Here is a 22,339-nt window from a genome sequence, read left to right as displayed (position 1 = left end):
AGGTTAGCAGGTTGAAGGTTAGCAGGTTGAAGGTTAGCAGGTTGAAGGTTAGCAGGTTACAGGTTATCAGGTTACAGGTTAGAGTTTACAGGTTACCAGGTTAAAGGTTATATTCTGAACCTTCAACCAAACCACCAAACAACCTTCAACCAAACCACCAAACAACCTTCAACCAAACCACCAAACAACCTTCAACCAAAAAACCTTCAACCTTCAACCAAACCACCTTCAACCTTCAACCAAACCACCAAACAACCTTCAACCAAACCACCTTCAACCTTCAACCAAAAAACCTTAAACCTTCAACCAAACAGGCAAACAACCTTCAACTTAATTATGACCCATATTCTTCACATTGATGCTAGTCCCCGTGGCGATCGCTCTATTTCTCGGCAATTGTCTAATCGGTTTATTCAAACTTGGAAGTCTTTCTATCCAGACGACACCGTCAGCTATCGAGATTTAGGTCATAATCCTGTGCCCCATGTTGATGAAAAGTGGATTGCTGCAGCATTTTGTCCTCCCGAAAAACGCACTACTGAATTAGTAGAGGCAATTAAAGTATCAGATACTTTGGTGGATGAATTTTTAGCAGCCGATCGCTATGTTTTTGGCATTCCCATGTACAACTTCAATGTTCCATCTACCTTCAAAGCATATATCGATCAAATTTTTCGATTTAATCGCACCTTTACCTTTGACGAACCTGGTCAATATCGGGGCTTAGTTCCTAAGGGAAAGAAAATGCTAATTTTTACAGCTCGTGCCGGTACTTTCTCTCCAGGAAGCCCTATTGCTGATTACGATTATCAGGAACCTTTTTTACGGGCTATATTTGGAGTACTTGGCATTACAGATATCACGTTTATTCATGCCGAGAAACTAGATTTAGGGGAAGAAGCCCGTCAGCAATCTTTGGCCAATGCCCGTGCTGAGCTTGAGAAAGCAGTAGAAACCTGGTAAGGTCTCACGCATTTAAATTGTAAAGGTCGGCTGATGGGGAGATGGGGAGATGGGGAGATGGGGAGATGGGGAGAGGGTAGACCGGCTTTTTCAGAAGTGGATCGGACTGAAATTTAAATGGATATGGCGGTTTGTATAACTATCAGGTAGACAAGATTGTTTTCCCTCTTACCTCTTACCTCTTACCTGCTCCCTGCTCCCTGCTCCCTGCTCCCTAAAAAACATAAATTTGTACCTCACAAGTCGTAGAATTGCTATATTAATTTATAGAAGCAGTTGCTTTAATCTTTGGCGAAAGGCTCGTAATGCAGGACTTCTCCCGGTATCACGGCTTTGAGCTAAAACGTCTGCTAGCAGCTCCGGAATTGGTAATCTGGGGAAGGTCGGACTGGTGGTAACTTGCCGGTACTCACCTCCTTGCAACAGGTCAATCCTGAGTTTATTTTTTTCATAGCGCCAGAGTTCAGGCACACCTAAGTTGCCATAGACATCCAGTTGAGTCTTGGAGGTAACATCCACTTCAATGGCTAGATCTGGCGGTGGATCAATAGTGAGATCGACGCGCCGCTTGCCTCGCATTCTAGCGTGGTTTTGGATGTAGAAACATTGATCCGGTTCAATGCCACTGTCCATATTTTCTCCCTTGAAGGTAGTGGAACCAAAGCACTCGCAGTCGATTTCTAACTCATCAAGCAAAATTTTAACCAAATCACCGAGCAGTTCTTTATCGACTTCGTGTTCTGGGGTAGGCATTCTGATTTCTAAGGTTCCGTGGCTATAGGCAATACGGGCAGAGCGATGTTCCCCTAGTTCTTCCAGAACAGACTCAAATTCAGCCCATTCTAGGTTATGAATCAACAGTCTTTGGCCTGGGGGAACGGTAAGTTGTTGGAGTAGGAGAGTAACAGCCATGGTGAATGTTCTATGATTTCGGATTGTGGATAAAGATCAAACGTTAATCTAATAGCAATTGACCAATAGCTTTGAGAGCAGCTAAAACTTGCTCCAGTTCATTTTCCCTGTCAATAGATAAGGCGTAAGAACGACCATAGATGGGAACATCTGCTGGTTGGAGTTTAACAAACACAAACTCTCTCCCATTGACTAGAAAACCAAACCTTGGCTTGTCACTGTTGGATCCATCCAGCATATAAGCTAGAGCTTGAGGCAGTGCTGCCATCACATCAAACTTGGTACTTTTGGATTCGATCACCAGTATCCAAAGTCTCTGTCGCACTACTAAAACATCTATCCTGCCTCTTACAATTACTCGATTGTCTTCAGCAGCAATTGCCACAGAAGTTTCAGTTCTGATCGAAAAGGGTGGTTGAAAGAATCCAGCTAGATCGAGTAACGGTGATAGAACCACCATTTTGACACCCTCTTCTAAGAGAGGGCGGCGATTGACCAAGTTAAAGTAGTTACTGCGGACTCTTTCGAGAGAACGTTTTTCCTGATCCGTTAAAGAGGGTAAGTTGTCTTGCCATTCTCGAAAAAATTGATGATCAGTTGTTAATTGTAGTTTAAAGTGTTCTTGCAGTTCTTCTAGGCTAAGATCTTGAGCTTGAATAGTTTGAACCATAATGAGTCATTGGTTGAATACAGTAAAAAGTAGTAGGGACGTAGGAGGTTAAGTCCATAGGAAAGTGAAAAGTAATCCCTTTTGATTCCCAATTTTTCCAAGAGGTCTAGTCTGATTTTAGGCAACTAAGGCATAGCTACCCTTAGTGAGAGTGCTCTTGGAGCCAGTTGAGTAAATCCTCACTGGTCTGAAAATCCCAGATTGCTTCTGATAAGCGTTCTAGATCTTGGGCATTCAAGGCTTCAAGCAATGCGTTCGCGTAGCGTCGGCTTCGCCGAATCGCATTACTTGTTAGTTTTCCAAAGCGGCGCTCAAGCTGTCGCAATAGTAAGCTTCTTTCGCCTTCTACTCGTCCTTCTTCTCTGCCCTCTACTCGTCCTTCTTCTCTGCCCTCTACTCGTCCTTCTTCTCTGCCCTCTACTCGTCCTTCTATTCTTCCCTCTACTCGTCCTTCTTCTCTTCCCTCTATTATTCCCTCTTCTCGTCCTTCCCTTTTGGCTAGACTCAATGCACCTCGCCAGTCCTCCAAGAACATCTCTTGTTTGCGGATCTTTTCCAATTCTTCTACACTCAAGCCCGCTTGATTGGCTATAGTTAAAGCTTGTTCCAGCTGTGGGATTTCCCTCATCTGATCAGGAATAACTTCTAAGCTGGGAGCATCTTTGATAAAATAGATCCACTTATCTACGACACTTTCTAACTCTTCCAGCTGCTTAGTAAATTTGGGAAGTTCCACAAACACCATCTTTAACTCATTTTCCTGATAAGGCAAGTGGTCTTCTTCTTCTTGAAAGTAAAAACTGCTAATGACTTTCTCTGTTGAGGGGAACAGCTTAAAATCAGTGATAGTTAAAGCAATGACCGGATTGAGATCGAAATATCCCTGTCCGGATTTAAGTTGATTCCCGTAGGTTTTGCACAAATTATAAACGACTCGCTTCTCGAAAGCCTCCACATTCCAGAGTTGCATTTCAATGATCACAGTCGTTTTATTGTCTAATACTGCCTTAACATCCAGATAGGTGTCTTTTAAATCAACCACATCCCCCGCACTGTAGGGATCAATAATTTCTAAATCTTGGATGACCGAATTCCCGGAGTAAATCATGGCATTGAGGAAGGAAATCAGAATATCTTTACTCTGATCTGATCCAAATATTTTCTTTAAAGCAAAGTCAGTTTTAGGACTGATGAATTTCATGGTTTTACACGGTTAATTAAACCGTTTAGTTATTAGCTAATGTGTTGAATTTTATAGTAACAGTTTTGGCTGGGAGGGTTTGCACTATAATCAGTTATATAACAGGGAACAGGGAACAGGGAACAGGGAACAGGGAGTAGGGAGTAGGGAGTAGGGAGTAGGGAACAAAAATTATCACAATTCCTACACGGATCCCTATATAGCGCTACGGGCAAGGCAAGAGGCAAAAGGCAAAAGGCAAAAGTGCGCTTTCCGCATCTAATTATTAAATTCGCCACGGGTCGCACCTCAAAGTTGACGTGCATTAGCTTTTCAGCTTTTATCAATGTCCTAACTTTAATGCATAGTGCTATATAGCGGTTTAAAAAAAGGTGATGGACAAATTTTGTCGTTGAATAAATACGGGATGATTTTAATAGTTTTGTGCCATGGGTATCTTGCCGTGCCATGGGCATCTGGCTGTGCCATGGGCATCTGGCTGTGCCATGGGCATCTTGCCGTGCCATGGGCATCTTGGTGGAACGGGCATCTTGCCGTGCCATGGACATCTTGGTGGAACGGGCATCTTGGTGGAACGGGCATCTTGCCCGTTTCAATTTCCGGGCGGGCAGTATGCCCATGCCACTCATATTAATCCCTTGATTCAGAAGCGATGCAGCGCGGTCTTGGGGGTTTCCCCCGGAGACAAAACCTTAGATAGTGGAGCCTTTATAGTTAGCAGGTTATGCAGAAAAGGGTTAAATATTTTTTAATAAGGCTCCACTATCTTACGGTAAATTCAAACCATGAGCGACTGCATCAAGACAATGCCGTATCCCCAAGAGAGATCCGGTGGATTGCTGAAAAGCCAGGATTGATGATCGTGATTTTTTTGGCATCATGGAAGTAGCTCCTATTTAGGTGGGAGGAAAACCGCGCTGGATATGATTAACGGGCATGACCAGCGCGGTTATTAGTATCAGTCTTTACCTTCTATAGTATAGATAAATCCTCGAAAAAATGCAAGGGTTAATTAAAATATTTTACATTTATTTGCAATTAGTTTGATTAACCATTTTTAGACTCAATTCTGTGTAATAAATTTACCTGATTTTTTTATTAACTGAGCTACAAATTATTGGTTTTTAGGGAGCAGGAATCCCCTCTGATCCCAGGGCTTTTTTTGGCGTCGGACTCAAATGTAATTGGTGGGGAGATAGGGAGATAGGCAGATAGGGAGATAGGGAGATAGGGAGATAGGGACGCACCCGTTCCCTGTTCCCTGTTCCCTAAAAAACCATAAATATCTACTTTCTAACCAACAGCAAATCCATCAAATTGACGCATAAATGGGGCATGATACCCTAGGACAATATCTTGTTTCGGTATCCCTAATTCAAGTAACTCATTCGCCACCCCAAACTCGGTGCCATCATGTTGAATCCAGATTTTTCCATCAATAATATCAATGTGAATCAAAGGTCCAAAAACACGACGATAATTTTGCCATCCTGCATGAAATACTTGGTAGTGATCTTGCTCAGGATCGAAGAATTTATAGACTTTGATATCTTCATTGGCTAACTTAACCAGACTATGCTTTTCCAAGGTTTCCTGAATCAAACGACGATACTGAATTAACTTATCCACTGCAAAATTACCTCCTGATTTGGCTCATATACCAATAGGTGTATTTGAGATTCTTTAATCGTTTGTTGTGCGAAAGGACGACGAAAAAATTCTTCGTAAGTATAGGTAGGAACCGCTAGATAAAGTTTACGTTCCGGTTGTTGCGCTTTTAAGGCAATTCGATAACTTAAACATTGTCCCACTGCTAAGTAAAATTCATAAATTGTAGAAGAACCGATAAAACTTTTCACCTCAACAGCAATTTTTTCAAGACCTTGCTCCGCTGCAATTAGTTTCTCTCCTGCCAGATCTATTTGAATACGAGCGTTATCAAAATCCAGGTAGAGTGGATCGTGAGTGATAATCCATCCATCCTTAATTAGTCCTCCTTTGACAGCTTCATGAAAATAATCCTTAGCAGACATATAATATGCTTTTCCTGAATTTTAGCAATAGTTCACGTTATTTCTTCTAGACTCTTAAAAGAAGCTATCCAACCACATCAGGCTTTTTTTAGTGAAAAAGATTTAACTTTTCAGTAAGACTCATGACCGCAAGGGTTTTGACTGGGGCAGAAATGCCCAACTGTGAGGTTGGTAAGCTCAAGGCTTAGCCGTGGGATGATCTGATATCATGTCCAGTTGAATACTTACACTAAGCTAAACGCCGATGGCTAACCTTTTCCTACAAAGCTAGGTTAAAAATATGCTGTGCGGATAACTTGAACTGGGGAAAAGTCGTGGAAACAATGGGAGTATTTCCCGTAAAGGGCGTCATCTGATATTCGCCGTCAACTAAATGACAAACAAAAAATGTGGGTTGCTTGGGGTTGCCGATAAACTTTCTCGCCCCCAATGCGGCATAATCGATAATCCAATATTCTTCGATCCCCATCTCTTCATAATCTCTAAGCTTATTGTAGTAATCGTCACGCCAATTAGTTGAAACAACTTCGACGATTAATTTGACGGAATCAGGATTTTGAATAATTGATTCGCTTTCCCACCGAGATTCCGCCCCCATAACGTCTTGATTCAAAACAATAATGTCCGGTTCATAACCTGAGTTTTCCCGTTTTGGTTTAACAATTGACTCTCTAGGAATAGTCCAAATGCCTCCTTTGTCTATCTGCCTGATAACTATCAATAGTTGCTCGATCAGAGAACCGGTTAGATTTGAATGTTTCCCCTTTGGCTTGGGCATTTCGATAATTACTCCATCATACAGTTCGTACCGGACTTCTGAGTTTTCGGGATACCAGCTGATAAATTCATCAAAGCTGTATAATTTCGGTTCGGCTTTGGCTTGAGTCATAGATCGTTCTTCTTGAAGCTGAAATTTATGGTGACAAAATGACACTATTCTGTTATTGTGAAAGAAATTGAGGCATAAATTCAGATGGCAAGTACCACTCCTAATGATACTCGTGTGACAGCTAGGCTTCCTGCATCGGTCAAAGATACTTTACAAAAGGCTGCGGATTTAACGGGGGCAACCTTAAATCAATTTATGGTTCATGCTCAGGTTAAAGAAGCCCAAAAAGTGATTAATACAGAACAGGTGATTCATTTATCACCCCAAGATGCGGATATAATTTTTAGTCTTATTGAGAATCCACCCACCCCTAATAAGCATTTAAAAGAAGCTATCCAACGACATCAGGCTTTTTTCAGTGGAAAAGATTGAACGTCTTGCTTATTATGATAGATACGGGTTTGAAGGAACTAAAGAGCATCCATTATTGTTGTTTTTGCCTTTATCTAGTTTAGGTAGTGCTTGAGAAGCCAGGAAAATAAATAGAATCGATTAAATCTCAAAAATAGAACTTTCGAGAAGATCAATAACTGCTGAAACAGCTGTTTGTACCGCTCCTTGAACTGAAGCATGATTAATTGCCAAGTGTTCCCCTGCAAAGAAAACACGGGGATTATCTACTGGATAAGCTTGACCAAGTAATGGTTGATAGTTCTCCCGATCCCCTGGAGCAAAATAGGCATAAGAACCAGAACCAGACTGATTATCTTCATCCCAAATACTATGAATAATATCATCAGTATAGTCTTTAATCTCAGGATGCAGTTGGGAAACTTCGTCTAAGGTTAAATCGGTTTTAGCTGTTTCCTCTAAAGTCCTAAATTTCCTGGAATTATCTTCCCAGCGATAAGCAGCCGTTAATACTGATGGCTGATAAGAAATATCCTTATCTTTAGCAATAAAGTGAGGTTGAGAAATGTTTGTTGAGTCTAATTGAGCATTATCAGAAGGATACCAACACTTTTCGAAATTTAAATCCGTAAAGCTACCACCCCCATAGACATGATCGGCAAATTCCCAAGGACGAGCGGTACAGTGTAATAGAGTTTTACTGGAACTGCAATACCCCAAGTTGTTAATAGCTTCCCGTTGTTGGCTAGGTAAACTAGGGTCAAAATTAATCTGAGCCAGAGCAGTAGCAGGAATGGTACAGATAATATAGTCAAATTCAGCGGTTTGTTGCTTATCCAGCTTATTCCAGACCAGCCTAACCCCTCTATCGGTCATTTCTATAGTTGTTACTCTGGCTTCAGTCTGGATTATGCCTGATATCCTTTTAACCAAAGCCTTAATTAACGTTTCCAGTCCTCCGATTAGCTCATATTGTTCTACTCGATGCCAAGCAAAGAAGTCAATTAAACCATTTAACAGAGATACTTTGTCGTAATGAATTGCTCCAGTAGCATGACCGAGTAACTCAAAAGCATCGGGAGAAAGATGACTGCGAAAATAGTCGGTAACCGTTAGGGTATCCCATTTTATAACTTGATCACTGGTGAAAGTGGGTGCAAATAACTCCCATTTCTCTTTTTCAGTCAAAGAATCGATTAATTCTTCCAATAACTGGTCGTAAAGTTCCCCTGGGTCTTGTTGCTCATCAGGGGTTAAATTGTAAACACCAAACAACTCTTGGTAACTATCTAAACGAGTTTTCTTACCCCGTAGATAATAAAAAGCGCCGGGATTGTAATTAATAAAAGGTCTTTTTGGTAAATTAAATTTATCTATATAGTGTAATGTGCAGCCATGACTAGTAGGAATTCGCATTGCGCCTAATTCCCCATAAGTACCATCACTAAAATAATGAGTCTTAATTCTTCCTCCAAGGCGAGAATCAGCTTCTAATATAGTAACTTGATGGTTGAGTTGACTGAGTTCATAAGCACTAACAAGCCCAGCAATTCCTCCACCGATAATCGCAATTCGTTTGCGAGTACCACCTTGATCGTAGGAACTAAGAGAACCAGGATGACGATACAGGCGCTCAAAGGAAAAAGGTCGCTCTAACTCTTGTGTATGGCGGTAAGGGTTAAACATCCAGTGTTATCCTAAATTAGGGCTTAAACTGATTCTCCATCAAAAATGCGTTCGCGTAGCGTGACCTACGGCCAATCGCTTAGCGGCTCTTTAACAACCGAATAAATTAAATATTGCAATTATAATAACGATTATCGAAACTTATTATCCTTTTAATGCAAAAGGCAATATAAAAGAGGGTTTTCAGGTAATAAGCGTCAAAAAATACTGTACCTAATAAGTTCTAGAAATGTCCTTAGTTCTTAGTTAATCCTTAATCCTTAATCCTTAATCCTTCGTTCATCCTTTTTTTGACTTCGATGGGGTTTTAGGTGAGCGTGAACCCCCCTTACCATTGTCTTTCTTACCATTGTCTTTCTTACCATTATCTTTCTTGCCAGAGTTTTGGGGTTTGACAGGACCATTGAGTTGCTGACGTCCATTGCGAATTACTCTAAGCATGTCACTGAGGTGCTGCTCAATATTGTAGAGCACTCCGTCAGCGTAGGCATCTGCCCCATTTTGAATTTCCTCACACTCCGCTAGGGTCATTTGGCGCATTTGCTCCAGTTCCTGCTGAGCTTTGCGGCGCATCTGCTCAAGCTCCGATACCGTTTGCTTGTGCATCGCCTCACACTCTTTTTGAACTTGTTGGCTGATTTGTTGGGCTTCGTGTTCCGCTTGCTGAATAATACCGAGTTCATCTAAAATCATTTCAGCACGCCGCTGAGCTGTCTCAATGATTTCTTGAGCGTACTGTTCAGCTTGCTGGATAATTGCATCGTGTTCTTCAATTATTCTAGTAGCTTGTTGAAAAGCTAAGGGCAAATTTTCCCGCACCAAGTCGAGTTGAGCCAGCAACAGTTCTTCATCAATCAGGGTGCGCCGGGTAAACGGGATGTGGGGGCTATCGAAGATTATGTCCTCGATATAGTTAAATTGCCCCTGAATATCTATGTCTCCTGATCCAGGATTAAAGGATTCAGTCGGGTTTGGGGGTTTGTTTTGCTCGGGTGGGTCGTACCGGGATGATTCTTGGCGTAACATCGGTATATATCTAAGGCAACCTGTTGGGGGACAAGATGATCGACGGAGCCGCCAAATTTGGCAATCTCTTTGACTACGCTACTACTCAAGAAACTATATTCGTTAGAGGTGGCGAGAAAAACCGTTTCGATTTCATCCCAGAGGGTATGATTAGTATGAGCCATCTGGAGTTCCTTCTCAAAGTCAGAAAGCACCCTTAACCCTCGCAACAGTACTTGAGCTTTCTTCAGTTTGGCATATTCCACCGTTAAACCGGTGAAACTGTCCACTTCCACATTAGGTAAGTCTTGGGTGCAAAGTTTAATCTGCTCGACTCGCTCAAGCACTGTGAACAAGGGAGATTTATTTGGATTGCGCAGCACCGTCACAATCACCTTATCAAAGAGTCTACAGCCACGCTGGATGATGTCAAGGTGTCCTAGGGTAATGGGATCGAAGCTGCCTGGATAGATTGCAATCACGACGCAAGTATTACCAATGGGTTCAAGGAGTGATTATATAGCTTGTTTCACGGCGATGACATACTGAACTATTAGTGAAATATTAGTTTGTTAACTCATTGGTGATTAGTCACTAGTCATTAGTTATTGGTTTTTTTGATATAGTATAGAGCATTTTAATTGCAGCCCCACACTGTCCCCCTTCCGTCCCCCCATCCATTCCATCGGTTAACCCATTTACATCTTTTAACCCATCAGTTGCGCCATCTGCCTATTGCCCATGCTACGCTGATCAGCAATGTGTTCAGTACGCACACTCTGTGTGACCAACCGGTTAACCTAAACCCAGAAACGCCTATGGTACACATCAAGCGAGTGGAACTCTCGCGGTTCAAATCCTTCGGCGGCACCACAAAAATCCCCCTCCTGGAAGGATTTACCGTAATTTCTGGGCCAAACGGGTCAGGCAAATCCAACATCCTTGATGCTCTTCTATTTTGTCTTGGTATCGCCAGTTCCAAAGGAATGCGAGCTGAACGCCTTCCTGATTTAGTTAACCACAATAAAGAACATCGAGGCACTGTCGAAGCCAGTGTCACAGTTACCTTTGACTTATCTGACTTCAATAACTATGACGAGTTACAGGTTACAGAGTTAGAAGAACCGTTACAGGTTACAGAGTTGGAGGAACCGTTACAGGTTAAAGAGTTGGAGGAACCGTTACAGGTTAGCAAGTTACAGGTTGTTCGCGAACAACCCAATAACCTTCAACCCAATAACCTTCAACCCAATAACCTTCAACCAGATAACCTTCAACCCAATAACCTTCAACCCAATAACCTTCAACCAGATAACCTTCAACCCAATAACCTTCAACCAACTAACCTTCAACCAACTAACCTTCAACCCAATAACCTTCAACCAACTAACCTTCAACCAACTAACCTTCAACCAACTAACCTTGGCCAAAAGGCCACGCTACTCGAACAACCGTCAACCCCTGACCAACCTGCAACTGATCTAGAATGGAGTGTGACCCGACGGCTGCGAGTCACTAAACAAGGTAATTACAGTTCCCAGTACTACATCAATGGTGAACCCTGTACTGTTACTGCACTTCATGAACAACTCAATCGCTTGCGGGTTTACCCAGAAGGCTACAATGTTGTCCAGCAAGGAGACGTCACTAGCATTATCTCAATGAAATCCAGAGAAAGGCGGGAGATTATTGACGAATTAGCTGGAGTTGCTGCCTTTGACCGCAAAATTACCCAAACTAAACAAACCCTGGCCACTGTTAAAGAGCGAGAAGAACGCTGCCGAATTATTGAACAAGAACTGACCGCTCAACGCGATCGCTTAGCTGCTGACCGTGCTAAAGCTGAGAAATATCAAAAACTCCGTGCTGAACTCCAACAAAAGCAACAGTGGGAAATTGTTCTAAAATGGCGATTGCTCCAGAAGCAAGTATCCCAAGTCCAACAGCAAATTGATGCTGCTAATACAAAAAAAGCCCAGCTTATTGCTCAGATTACTAGCATTGAGGAACAAATTAACCAAACTACCACTGAACTTGACCAACTCAATGCTCGGGTCAAAGCCTTAGGAGAAGAAGAACAAATTGCGATCGCATCCACCCTTGCCACTCAACAAGCTGAACAACGTCAACTACAAACCCGACAGCAGGAACTAACTGATAACCTACAAAATGCCGCTGTTAATCTCCAACGTACACAAGAGACAATTCAACAAGTCGAGCAAACCCTGGAACAGTTGATCGCAGAAAAAAATGATCTAGAGACCTTGTCTAAAACCTCCTTACAAGTGGCACGGGATGAGGCTCAAGCTGCTCTCAACCAAAGCCGAGAACAAGCCAATGCGATCGCAGCCGCTAGTGATGCCTGGGTACAACAACAAACCACCCTCACCAAGGAGATCGACACCCTACTCAAAACCATCAACCCCCAACGCACCGAGCAAGCTCAACTCCAAGAGCGTCAGAATCAGCTAAATCGGCAAATCCAAGACCAAACCCAGCAACTGCAAACCTTAGAACCAGAAATCGCCACCAAGCAAACCCAAGCTGTGGCATTAGAAACTCAATTAACCACTTATTCCCAACAAGTCCAGTCCCTCGCCCAATCCTTAGGGAATACCGAACAACAACTACAACTCCAACAACAAACCCAAACTCGCCTGCTCGGGGAACAACGGCAAAAACAACGGCAACTCGATAAACTAGAAGCCCAAGCCCAAGCTCAACAAGAAGCCCAAGGGACTTATGCTACTAAAGTTATCCTAGAAAGTAGTATAATGGGAGTTTGTGGATTAGTCGCCCAATTGGGTAGAGTGGAACCCCGCTATCAGCTAGCCCTAGAAATTGCCGCTGGCGCACGCCTCGGGAATTTAGTGGTAGAAGATGATAGTGTAGCAGCGGCTGGGATCGAACTCCTCAAACAAAAACGCGCTGGCAGAGCCACCTTCTTACCTCTGACCAAAATCCAACCCAGGCCATTTACCGAAACGGTTGTGCTACGGTATGCTAAGGGCTTTGTTGACTACGCCATTAAGCTAATCGATTGCGACCCCCGTTACCAAAAAGTCTTTGCCTACGTGTTTGGGTCTACAGTAGTCTTTGAAACTCTCAATGATGCCCGTACCTACTTGGGCAAACACCGCATTGTTACCCTAGATGGGGAAATCTTGGAAATAAGCGGTGCCATGACTGGTGGTAGCACCAGTCACCGTTCGGGATTGCACTTTGGTACCAGTGACACCATGGAGTCCTCTGAAATCCGTAGCTTGCGAACCCGGTTAGGGGAAATTGAACAGATATTACACCATTGCGAGGGATTGATTACTACCGAATCTGCCTCGGTCAAACAAATTACCCAGGAATTGACAGAAACTAGGGCAAAACACTCGGAAACCAAATTACGTTTGGAACAGTTACAAAGGGAAATTGAGCAATCTCAGAGCAATCAAGGCCAAATGCGTACGCTTCTGGCTAAAAACAACCAAGAACTCTCCGCCGCTACTCAACGGCTAGAGACCATAGCGATAGAGTTACCCCAACAAGAATCCCAACTTGCCGACTTACGGCAACAACTGGCTCAACTGGAGGAGTCTCAAACTCATAACGAGTGGCAACAGATTCAGAACATCATTAAAACCCAAGAAGCTCAGTTGCGCGAGTGTGAACAAGCCTTGAGAAATACCGAGAAACAGCTACAACAGAAGGAGAATCAGCAACAGCGCCTGAGGGATCAACTTACCGAAGGCCACCGCAAAATAGCAGACTATCAAACCCAAATCGAATCTTGGCAACAGCAGCAATCAGCAATTAACACTCACTTAGAAACACTCACCAAGCAAATTACCGAAACGACATTTGCCTTACGCCAGTTAGAGGAGAAATTGGGGCAAGAGAAACAAAAACGCGATCGCACCGAGCAACACCTACAAAAACTGCGCCAACAACACCAAGAAACCTCTTGGCAACAGCAAAAACTTCAAGAAACCCAGTCTGCTAGAGTAGAAAAACTTGCTAGTCTCCAAACTCAACTCCAAGACCAAGCTGCTGAATTACCAGACCCAATACCAGAAATACCTCCAATTGTCAAAAAAAATTCCCCCTCTAGTGATAAAAAAAGCTCAGAGGGAATTGCCCTTGACTCCCTAGCTGCTCAACTAGAACAACTACAAAAGGAACTGCGCAACGGACAGAAACGTCTACAGGCTATGGAACCCGTGAATATGCTGGCCTTAGAAGAATATGACCGAACTCAAGCTCGCCTCCAAGAACTGTCTGAGAAACTCGAAACCATAGCTGGTGAACGTACTGAACTGTTGCTAAGGATAGAAAACTTTACCACCTTGAGATACCGTGCTTTCAAAGAAGCCTTTGATGCCGTCAATGAAAATTTCCAAGCCATCTTTGCTGAACTGTCCGATGGGGATGGTTATTTACAACTCGATGATCCAGAGGACCCCTTTAGCGGTGGACTAAACCTGGTGGCACACCCCAAAGGTAAACCGGTGCGGCGGCTAGCATCTATGTCAGGAGGAGAAAAATCCCTCACAGCCCTTAGCTTTATCTTTGCCCTACAACGCTACCGTCCCTCGCCATTTTATGCTTTTGATGAAGTCGATATGTTTTTGGACGGGGCAAATGTCCAGCGATTAGCTAAAATGATCAAACAACAGGCTAAACTTGCGCAATTTATTGTAGTGAGCTTACGCCGTCCTATGATTGAGTCTGCTCAACGCACCATTGGTGTTACCCAAGCCAGGGGAGCATACACTCAAGTATTGGGTTTAAAACTATCACCCAAAAGTACGGTTAACTAGATAAAATCCCATTCATCAAATCCAGTATTATTGTAAGCATTAAGCCCAAGGCTGATCAGCTATAAGCTATTCATGATTGATTTTGGAGAGAACCGACCCACGAACCCCTCGTCCGAAGGGGGTGATGTAGGAAAAAAAACCGATGTTCAGAGGTTATATATAACCTCTGTAGTCTGTTGATTAACCTCAGGGTGGCATTACCTTAGCTGAAAGCTGTTCGCGTAGCGTGGCCATTCGCGTAGCGTGGCCAACGGCCAAGGCCTTTAGCTGAATGCTCACGTAATTAATGCTCACGTATTATTTATTTTTAATCCATCAGGAGTATAGCTCAGGAAAAGCGAGATATAATGACAACGGAACAAATTCGTCCACGCTCCGATATCTTAAATACTCAGGTAATTACCCGTGACAATGGCAAACGCCTCGGAGTCGTCAAGGAGCTCTTGGTAGATATAGACAGACGCCAGGTTGTGGCACTGGGTCTGCGAGACAACCTCCTGGCAGTAGCCGGTATGCCAAAGTACATGCTCCTGAGCAGCATTCGACAATTTGGTGATGTCATCCTGGTAGATGATCAAGACGTTATCGAAGATATTGATGTCGATGCCTATAGTACCCTGATTAACAGCGAAGTGATCACCGAAACCGGTGAACTCTTAGGTCGGGTTAGAGGCTTCAAGTTCAATGTAGAAGATGGCACCGTTTCCGCCCTAATCATTGCATCGATAGGGTTGCCCCAAATACCCGACCAGGTTATTAGTACTTATGAGCTACCCATTGATGAAATTGTCAGCAGTGGTCCAGACCGATTAATTGTATTTGAGGAAGCTCAAGAGCATCTGGTCCAGTTAACCGTCGGGGTATTAGAACGTATGGGGGTTGGCAGACCCCCTTGGGAAAAGGACACAGAAGACCCCTACTATACTCCAACGGCTAGACCAGAAAATCAACTGGGAACCGGGATTCCAATACGTACTCCGATCTCTCAGACAGTAGAGAATGCCAACCGAGCTCAAGATGCCTGGGATGACGATTGGCAAGAGCCAGAACTAGAGCCGATCAGACGAGAAGCACCAGTTCCGAAGAAGTATGTCGAAGCCAGATTAGAAGAAGATAACTGGAGCGATGAACGGGAAGAGTCCCCTCAGCCAGTGCGCTACGAGCAGCCAGTCTATAGCTCACCTGAGCCAAACTATGGTAAAACTAACACCCAGGACTATGACAAGTACGAAGTCGAGGGTGATGCCTGGGATGATGACCGCTCCCCAGAGCCTTACAAAGCACCGCGAGTCAACATTCCTGAGAAAAAGAAAGCTCCAGAATACGAAGAAGAGGCTGGTTACTAATACATGATCACTGTTGACAGTTGTTTGTTGACAGTTGTTTGTTGAGGGTTAGGGAACAGATATAGCGTTGATCATAGTTATGAGGTACACTCAATTTTCCCAACCCCTACTCCCTACTCCCTACTCCCTACTCCCTACTCCCTACTTATTTCTTGGTTAACACAAACAAACTCCCCTGATTCCCCCGTCCAATGCGCAGGTCATCGTCAAGATAGGTGATCTCTAACCAACCCTGTTGGTTGTCCCTATTGATGGGAAAGTCAATAGCTGGGAACTTTTTGCCAGCTTCGATTTGCTCAATGAAATCATTGGCAGAGCTATAGCTCAGCAAGCTTTGTAGGCCAATGATAGACCTCTCGAACCTAACATTAACCCGGCATTGAGATACTGGCTCAAATTTAGCACAAACACAGACAACACCTTCGAGATAAGGAATACCAGATAATTCAGCGATGTTGTAAATTTTAGTATCTGAGGTACGAACAAATTGGTAGATTTGACCCAGTTGTACCAAGGGAAATCCGTCAAGATTCAAAAGTTCTTGACTCGTGGTATATAGCAGACGCCAGTTACCATCTAGCAAGTCTTGCGCCTCAAGGGGTCGAGGGGTGGGGTTTCTCCCTTCCAGTTGAGTAACTGCTGCGAGTATTGCTGTTTTATCGGTTTTGCTTGCTAATAGACCACGATTCTTTCCTGCGATCGCTTCTAAGAGTTCCGCCTTGCCAATCATAAAATTTCCTCTAGCTGACTGCTAGACTCAAAGTTAAAGGTTTTCACCTTGTCCATATTAGCTGAAGACGCCTATGTACAATCCTGCTCTACGTGAACTACATCGTGATCAACTCGCTGAGGTCATTCCCCTTAAGCAAGAAACTTCCCTTTTAGATTGGTTAGAGTCTAATAATCGCCTGATCCCACGGGAGATTTTAGAGGAAGAAAATCCCCTAGGTGATGACGTAGAAATCTCTGAACTGATGGGGGTAGAGGACAATAGCTACGAGGAGGAGGAAGAAAGTTTGAATTAACACTAACTAGTTTTACCAAATAGTCTAGTTTTAGCGAATAATTTTAGCCGAATTGGAACCGAATAGCCATCAGAAATGATTCACAATGTAACCGTTGCTGAATCATTTCTGAACTTCTGTTTTATCAACTAAATTATACCAAAAAAAACACCGTTTTTAAAACCTAATTATCCATGAATTGACTGATCCGATATTCACTATTATTGGTCAGTCTAACAACTGCATTTCTGGCGACACTAAACCCATACCATTTGAGACCGAATTTAGCGTAGATGCAAACGGCACAATAACAACCCATCACTCGAATTAAAACATAGCACAAATGAGACCAGTGCGATCGCCTGATCTGGTTTGGTGAGCAAATGGGCGAGCTGGTCAAATCATCAAATTCTCACAATTTGCCCACCCTACCCCTACTGTTGCTAGTTCTTGTAGGGTTGGCAGTAGGCTGTTCACTTTGTGCGATGGCCATAGCTTAAACTTCATGCACTTCCTTTTTGTCTGATAGTATGAGACAGTGTATCTCTTGCTAGATATCCATTCTGGGCGTTATCGCCGTACGCGTTCGCGTAGCGTGAGCAAAGCTCAATCCCGGTGTGAACGATCTCCCGCGAAAAAGGCCCATAATAAACAGCCTACCCCACACCCCACACCCCACACCCCACACCCCACACCCTAGGTTGGCAGTGCATGAGTGCGATCGCTCCCACTCCGCCGCCTTTCGCTTGAAGCAGGGTCAAGCGGTTATCTGAGATACTGCTCAAGTGCCTCTGTCACTAGCTGGTTCAAGTTTATCCCTTGTTCAATAGCTGCGTAGGCAGCACGTCGATGAAGGTCGGTTCCAGGTCTGATGTTAAAGCTTCCCTTGAAAGGCTTTTCCGGTTCTATCCCTTTGAGTTGACAAAGCTCTAGGTAATCATCCACTGCTTCGTGAAAACTGGCGCGAAGAGATTCAACATCCTGACCTTCATAACTGATCAGGCTACGAATATACTCTACTTTCCCGTATAAAATCTCATCCTCATCATTGTAATTTACCGAGCCCAGGTATTCCTTGTATTTCATCAAGTTATTCATAACAATCCTTCGTGCCTAAGAATATCGATCGTTTGCTCAATCTGATACTTCTTGAGTGTGTTGTGAGGATGAGGCTTGTGTAGAGCGATCGCCACGCCATCAGAGTTAATGAATCGCCGCCTTGAACCGCCTGTTTTTCCACCTTTGACCTCCTCAAAGCCGAGTCCGGACAAAAGCTTGGTCAATTCATTCCAAGTAAAATCCTTCGGCTTACTTAGAAGACGTTTGATCAGCTTCTCTTGTCGAGTCATCTTGACACCCAATCTAGTAATTAATTGTAAAAAGTATTACCCGATCATGCAACTAAATTTAGTTGCAGTGCGATCGCCTGATCTGGTTTGGTGGGCAAATCGGCATCAGAGCTGGTCAAATCATCAAATTCTCCAAATTTGCCCACCCTACCCCTGATCTGGTTTGGTGGGCAAATCGGCATCATACCTGACGAAATGATCAAATTCTCAAAATTTGCCCACCCTACTGCTACTCCCGATTCCCGACTCCCGATTCCCGACTCCCGATTCCCGACTCCCGATTCCCGATTCCCGATTCCCTAAATTGAGAACTGCTATAGTATTTTACTATTCTTGATTTCAACATCAAACGTGAGAGTTTTACTCCTGTCTCCTCTGTTCACCAAATCCTATTGGTCTTTTGATAAAGCCATAGAACTGATCGGCTGCAAAGTCGCTCAACCCCCGATGGGTCTGATTACCGTAGCAGCTATTCTTCCTCAAACCTGGGAATTCCGCTTAGTAGACCGTAATGTTAGTTTAGAAACTGACGCTGACTGGGAATGGGCAGATGTGGTGATCGTTTCCGGTATGATTGTCCAGAAACCCGATCTGCTCCACCTGATTGGGGAGGGGAAAAGGCGGGGCAAATTGGTAGCCGTCGGTGGTCCCTATGTCACCTCTATAGCAGAGGAAGCTCAAGAAGCAGGAGTAGACTTTCTGATTTTAGATGAGGGTGAGATTACCCTACCGAGATTTGTTGAAGCACTGGCTCTGGGAGAGACTTCGGGGGTATTCCGTGCTCATGGCGAAAGGGCAGATGTCACCAAAACACCAATTCCCCGCTACGATTTACCAAAAAATTTGGGTAATCGCGCCCCGTCCTTACAGCTATGCTTTATAAACATATTTCTTTACAAAAAACTTGACAAAAGTAACTTGATATGATTCCTGTGATCAAAAAACTTGACGTCCCACGTTCTCGCTCAGTTTGTATAGGAAAAGCCTTTTGCCAAAAAGGAGCGAAAAATCGTGATAGGCACGAGGGGATTTTGGGGGAATCATGTTAATTTAGTTGACATTGATCAGGAGATAATTTTGAGGCTCAGGGTACCCTCGGGTGTGCGTGATAGGGGTAGATATCAGGAAATTGATCCTATCTTCATATTAGAATATGAAAGCAAATGTATAGGAGCAAGCTGATGTCAGGGTGGGCTACAGCCGAATTAAAAAATGCTCAATTGGGAGATGTTCGACGAACCAAAAGATTAATCCTCATCGTAGATAATCTATCTAAAAAACCGTCAGCAACTGTGCCAGAAGCCTGTGGGACTTGGGCAGCCACCAAAGCCACTTATGACTTTTGGGACTCCCCATATATAAAACCAGAACAGATTAGACAAGCTCACATCGATTCGACTCTAAAAAGAATTACAGAACAGGATTGGATCTTAGCTATTCAGGATACAACAGAATTCAATTATACTAATCATCCAGCTACTCAAGGAATGGGATATCTTGATAGTAAATATTCATGGGGTTTGAAAGTACACTCGACTATAGCAGTGACCACAGAAGGAATTCCCTTAGGACTGATAAACCAACAAGTATGGGCTTCAGACATATTAGAATTAGGAAAAGCGTCAACCCGTCATCAAAAACCAACCATTACCAAGGAAAGTAATAAATGGTTATTGGGATTAAGGGCAACAAAAGAGTTAATTACTTCTGGTCAAAAAGTCGTGACTATTGCCGATAGAGAAGCCGATTTTTAGGATTTATTTGCTGCCTGTAGTAGTTTGGAGTCAGCTTTCTTGATTAGAGCTACTCAAAACAGATGTTTAATGGACTCTGATCAACACTTAAAAGAAGCCCTAGAAGAAGTTCAGCCTCAGGGAGAACTAATTGTAGAATTAAAACGCAATTTAAATCGGAAAGCTCGTCGTGCTAAATTAACTATTAGGTTTACCAGTTTAACTATTAAAGCGCCTCAAAACCGTCCATGGCCAAAACACTTAGCAGCCATCAACTTACAAGTCATTTTAGCGGTAGAAGAAGACCCACCATTGTCAGAAGAGCCAATTAGTTGGTTGTTACTGACTAATTTACCAATTAGTAATTGCTCCCAGGCAATTCGTTATGTTAAATGGTATAGTTATCGTTGGCTAATCGAACGTTATCACTATACTTTAAAAAGTGGTTGTGGTCTGGAAAAACTTCAATTAAGAAGCGATGCAGCGCGGTCTTGGGGGTTTCCCCCATGAGCGACTGCATCAAGACACTGCTCGACGTTTAGAGATGGCTCTGGCAACTTACTCGATTGTGGCTTGGCGTTTACTTTGGCTTACGTATCAAGCTCGTTGTCATCCTGAAACGGATTGTTCTGTAGTTTTAGAACCTTATGAATGGCAAGCTCTTTACGCTACTATTCATGAAAAAAAATATCCCTTTACTCGTCCTCCTACTTTAGGAGAAGTTATTGGTTGGATTGCACAATTGGGAGGTTTCTTGGGGCGAAAATCTGATGGTGCTCCTGGAGTTAAAACTCTTTGGCGTGGTTTAAGAAGATTAGATGATATTGCCCGTACTTGGCTATTTTGTCATAATTCTTTTTTTGATGAATCTTAGTACGTAAGAAGAGGCTACATAACCATAATAAAGACTAATAACCGATTGCAAAGCTGATCAGTCCCCCCTCGGCCTTTACTAATCGGTATGAATTGCTATATTTCTACTTGTTGAATTCAGCTTTGTCAAGTCAATAAATGCTTTTAGGGCTTGCTGAATAAGTCGACAAAGCGACTTTAGAGGCTACACAGCTTGACAAATCTGAGTTTCACCCCAAGGTTCCCCAAGAAAACCCAGGGATTTCCCACAAAAGTACAAGGTTTTTGAGCGACAAGATGCCAAAACCTGGCACTTTGTTTTGGAAAAAAGGCTTGAAAGCCTTGTCGGGTATGCCTTCTGCCTTCATGCAGCCAGCCCTATTTATTTCCTATTCATAATTCCTAAAATTTGTCAAGTTTTTTGTAAAGAAATATGTTTATAAAGCATAGGTCCTTACAGGACGGCTTTTTTTTGTTCGCCTTTGGCGGCTCCAAAGGAGCATCTATGTATTGACAGTTTGATCGCACCGTGTTAAGATAAAAACATAACAAAAAAACAATTAATGTTCTAGATAAACATGATCTTGAATAAGTAGACAGTGTAAAAAACATGTTTTGAGATAATCATGTTGCACAATCAAGTCTAACGATTTGGACGTTTATGAAAGTCTTTGATAAAAAAAATGTTCATCTAGATTTGTTATCTAAATTTGTTAACTTAAATTTGTTAACTATTTTAGGTACGGTGGGGCACACCGAAACCTAGGTCATAGACCAAATACGCTTGTGGAGAGGAGACCTCTATTTTTCCTGGCTCCGGCAAGGGATAACAAGTCACCCCGTTGTTCGCGTAGCGTGGCCAAAGGCCAAGCAAGAATCCCCGTCCTTCCAGGGCGGGGAGTGTCAATGGAATTGGATGCTTATAGTGAGATGTCGGTACAGTTTTCCCGTGGTTGTCCTTTCCAGTGCGAGTTCTGTGACATCTCTGTGCGATATGGCCGTAAACCGCGCACGAAAACCCCAGCTCAAGTATTGGCTGAATTGCAAACTCTCTATAATTTGGGTTGGCGGCTTCCTGTATTTATAGTTGATGATAATTTTATTGGCAATAAACGCCATGTCAAGGTTCTGTTGCAGGAACTGGCTCTCTGGATGGCAGAGCATGGTTACCCGTTTCATTTGTCCACAGAAGCTTCCTTGAATCTGGCCGAAGATGATGAACTGTTGGACTTGATGATTGCTGCCAATTTTAGTTCAGTGTTTGTGGGAATTGAAACACCAGATACTGATAGCTTGACCCTGACCAAAAAACACCACAACACCCGTCAACCCTTACGAGATGCGGTTGAGAAAATTAATCGGGCAGGTTTGCGAGTGATGGCTGGATTTATTATTGGCTTGGATGGGGAAAAACCAGGAGCAGGCGATCGCATTATCGATTTTGTAGAAGCAACCGCCATTCCCCATCCTGTTTTTAGCTACCCCGGCGAGAAGCCCCGCACCATAATCTTTGATTTGGTGTCGGGATGATAGC

Annotated in this window: 20 protein-coding genes and 3 pseudogenes; 9 read left to right on the top strand and 14 right to left on the bottom strand. The window is 43.3% G+C overall.

Annotation, left to right across the window (positions count from 1 at the left end; genetic code table 11):
* Window positions 1–336 precede the first annotated feature (336 nt).
* On the top strand, window positions 337–963 hold the full coding sequence (locus BJP37_RS28535; protein WP_075903902.1) for an FMN-dependent NADH-azoreductase: 627 nt from the start codon (window positions 337–339) through the stop codon (window positions 961–963).
* 264 nt (window positions 964–1,227) lie between these two features.
* Here BJP37_RS28535 and BJP37_RS28530 read toward each other — a convergent pair whose 3' ends face one another.
* The 7 genes from BJP37_RS28530 to BJP37_RS28505 form a co-directional block, all read right to left on the bottom strand.
* Window positions 1,228–1,875, bottom strand: a complete 648-nt coding sequence (locus BJP37_RS28530; RefSeq protein ID WP_075903900.1) for a Uma2 family endonuclease — start codon at window positions 1,873–1,875, stop codon at window positions 1,228–1,230.
* Window positions 1,876–1,918: 43 nt separating this feature from the next.
* The gene (locus BJP37_RS28525) at window positions 1,919–2,545 is read right to left on the bottom strand and encodes a type I restriction endonuclease (RefSeq protein WP_075903898.1); all 627 of its coding nucleotides are present in this window, start codon (window positions 2,543–2,545) and stop codon (window positions 1,919–1,921) included.
* Between the two features lie 142 nt (window positions 2,546–2,687).
* Window positions 2,688–3,746: an Rpn family recombination-promoting nuclease/putative transposase gene (locus tag BJP37_RS28520; RefSeq protein WP_075903896.1), complete on the bottom strand. Its 1,059-nt coding sequence runs from the start codon at window positions 3,744–3,746 to the stop codon at window positions 2,688–2,690.
* A 32-nt stretch (window positions 3,747–3,778) separates the two neighbouring features.
* Window positions 3,779–4,366 (bottom strand): hypothetical protein, encoded by a 588-nt coding sequence (locus tag BJP37_RS37710; protein WP_143727847.1) that lies wholly within the window; start codon window positions 4,364–4,366, stop codon window positions 3,779–3,781.
* A gap of 673 nt (window positions 4,367–5,039) precedes the next feature.
* Window positions 5,040–5,375: a XisI protein gene (locus BJP37_RS28515; RefSeq protein ID WP_075903894.1), complete on the bottom strand. Its 336-nt coding sequence runs from the start codon at window positions 5,373–5,375 to the stop codon at window positions 5,040–5,042.
* Entirely contained in the window at window positions 5,363–5,779 is a 417-nt protein-coding gene (locus BJP37_RS28510; RefSeq protein WP_075903892.1) for a XisH family protein, read from the bottom strand. The genes BJP37_RS28515 and BJP37_RS28510 overlap by 13 nt, the downstream gene beginning before the upstream one ends.
* A 259-nt stretch (window positions 5,780–6,038) precedes the next feature.
* Window positions 6,039–6,668, bottom strand: coding sequence for a Uma2 family endonuclease (locus BJP37_RS28505; protein WP_075903890.1), 630 nt, complete (start codon window positions 6,666–6,668; stop codon window positions 6,039–6,041).
* An 84-nt stretch (window positions 6,669–6,752) separates the two neighbouring features.
* Here BJP37_RS28505 and BJP37_RS28500 point away from each other — a divergent pair, with 84 nt between their 5' ends.
* Window positions 6,753–7,040 (top strand): type II toxin-antitoxin system TacA family antitoxin, encoded by a 288-nt coding sequence (locus BJP37_RS28500; protein ID WP_075903888.1) that lies wholly within the window; start codon window positions 6,753–6,755, stop codon window positions 7,038–7,040.
* A 120-nt stretch (window positions 7,041–7,160) separates the two neighbouring features.
* On the opposite strand, the gene BJP37_RS28495 is transcribed toward BJP37_RS28500, so the two are convergent.
* The 3 genes from BJP37_RS28495 to coaD form a co-directional block, all read right to left on the bottom strand.
* The gene (locus tag BJP37_RS28495) at window positions 7,161–8,705 is read right to left on the bottom strand and encodes a flavin monoamine oxidase family protein (RefSeq protein ID WP_075903886.1); all 1,545 of its coding nucleotides are present in this window, start codon (window positions 8,703–8,705) and stop codon (window positions 7,161–7,163) included.
* A gap of 279 nt (window positions 8,706–8,984) precedes the next feature.
* Complete coding sequence (locus tag BJP37_RS28490) at window positions 8,985–9,731, bottom strand: F0F1 ATP synthase subunit B (protein WP_229415474.1); 747 nt, start codon at window positions 9,729–9,731, stop codon at window positions 8,985–8,987.
* A complete protein-coding gene (coaD, locus tag BJP37_RS28485) occupies window positions 9,638–10,192 on the bottom strand; it encodes a pantetheine-phosphate adenylyltransferase (RefSeq protein WP_075903882.1) in 555 nt (184 codons plus the stop codon). The genes BJP37_RS28490 and coaD overlap by 94 nt, the downstream gene beginning before the upstream one ends.
* Window positions 10,193–10,528: 336 nt before the next feature.
* On the opposite strand from coaD, the gene smc reads away from it, so the two are divergent.
* Window positions 10,529–14,521: a chromosome segregation protein SMC gene (gene smc, locus BJP37_RS28480; protein ID WP_075903880.1), complete on the top strand. Its 3,993-nt coding sequence runs from the start codon at window positions 10,529–10,531 to the stop codon at window positions 14,519–14,521.
* 347 nt (window positions 14,522–14,868) lie between these two features.
* A complete protein-coding gene (locus BJP37_RS28475; RefSeq protein ID WP_070395043.1) occupies window positions 14,869–15,867 on the top strand; it encodes a PRC-barrel domain-containing protein in 999 nt (332 codons plus the stop codon).
* Window positions 15,868–16,012: 145 nt separating this feature from the next.
* On the opposite strand, the gene BJP37_RS28470 is transcribed toward BJP37_RS28475, so the two are convergent.
* Entirely contained in the window at window positions 16,013–16,597 is a 585-nt protein-coding gene (locus BJP37_RS28470) for a PAP/fibrillin family protein (protein ID WP_075903878.1), read from the bottom strand.
* A gap of 73 nt (window positions 16,598–16,670) precedes the next feature.
* Here BJP37_RS28470 and BJP37_RS28465 point away from each other — a divergent pair, with 73 nt between their 5' ends.
* Window positions 16,671–16,892 carry a DUF3134 domain-containing protein gene (locus BJP37_RS28465; protein WP_075903876.1) on the top strand — a complete coding sequence of 74 codons (222 nt, stop codon included), beginning with the start codon at window positions 16,671–16,673 and terminating at the stop codon, window positions 16,890–16,892.
* Window positions 16,893–17,636: 744 nt separating this feature from the next.
* On the opposite strand, the gene BJP37_RS28460 is transcribed toward BJP37_RS28465, so the two are convergent.
* Entirely contained in the window at window positions 17,637–17,969 is a 333-nt protein-coding gene (locus tag BJP37_RS28460; protein ID WP_075903874.1) for a type II toxin-antitoxin system HicB family antitoxin, read from the bottom strand.
* The gene (locus BJP37_RS28455; RefSeq protein ID WP_075903871.1) at window positions 17,966–18,220 is read right to left on the bottom strand and encodes a type II toxin-antitoxin system HicA family toxin; all 255 of its coding nucleotides are present in this window, start codon (window positions 18,218–18,220) and stop codon (window positions 17,966–17,968) included. The genes BJP37_RS28460 and BJP37_RS28455 overlap by 4 nt, the downstream gene beginning before the upstream one ends.
* A gap of 138 nt (window positions 18,221–18,358) precedes the next feature.
* Here BJP37_RS28455 and BJP37_RS40220 point away from each other — a divergent pair, with 138 nt between their 5' ends.
* From BJP37_RS40220 to BJP37_RS28445, 3 genes and pseudogenes are all read left to right on the top strand, one after another.
* Complete coding sequence (locus BJP37_RS40220) at window positions 18,359–18,523, top strand: hypothetical protein (protein ID WP_158069811.1); 165 nt, start codon at window positions 18,359–18,361, stop codon at window positions 18,521–18,523.
* 48 nt (window positions 18,524–18,571) lie between these two features.
* Window positions 18,572–19,054, top strand: a pseudogene (locus BJP37_RS28450) (cobalamin-dependent protein); the annotation flags it as partial.
* A 347-nt stretch (window positions 19,055–19,401) separates the two neighbouring features.
* Window positions 19,402–20,827: pseudogene (locus tag BJP37_RS28445) on the top strand (IS4 family transposase).
* A 714-nt stretch (window positions 20,828–21,541) separates the two neighbouring features.
* Here BJP37_RS28445 and BJP37_RS40215 read toward each other — a convergent pair.
* On the bottom strand, window positions 21,542–21,712 hold the full coding sequence (locus BJP37_RS40215) for a hypothetical protein (RefSeq protein ID WP_158069810.1): 171 nt from the start codon (window positions 21,710–21,712) through the stop codon (window positions 21,542–21,544).
* Between BJP37_RS40215 and BJP37_RS28440 the strand changes: the two are divergent.
* Window positions 21,712–22,317, top strand: a pseudogene (locus BJP37_RS28440) (B12-binding domain-containing radical SAM protein); the annotation flags it as partial. The gene BJP37_RS40215 and the pseudogene BJP37_RS28440 overlap by 1 nt on opposite strands.
* Window positions 22,318–22,339: the final 22 nt, after the last annotated feature.

Source organism: Moorena bouillonii PNG, from assembly GCF_001942495.1.
GTDB classification, from domain to species: Bacteria; Cyanobacteriota; Cyanobacteriia; order Cyanobacteriales; family Coleofasciculaceae; genus Moorena; species Moorena bouillonii.
Note: the sequence above shows the minus strand (reverse complement) of the source record. Positions and strands in the feature narration are given on the sequence as shown.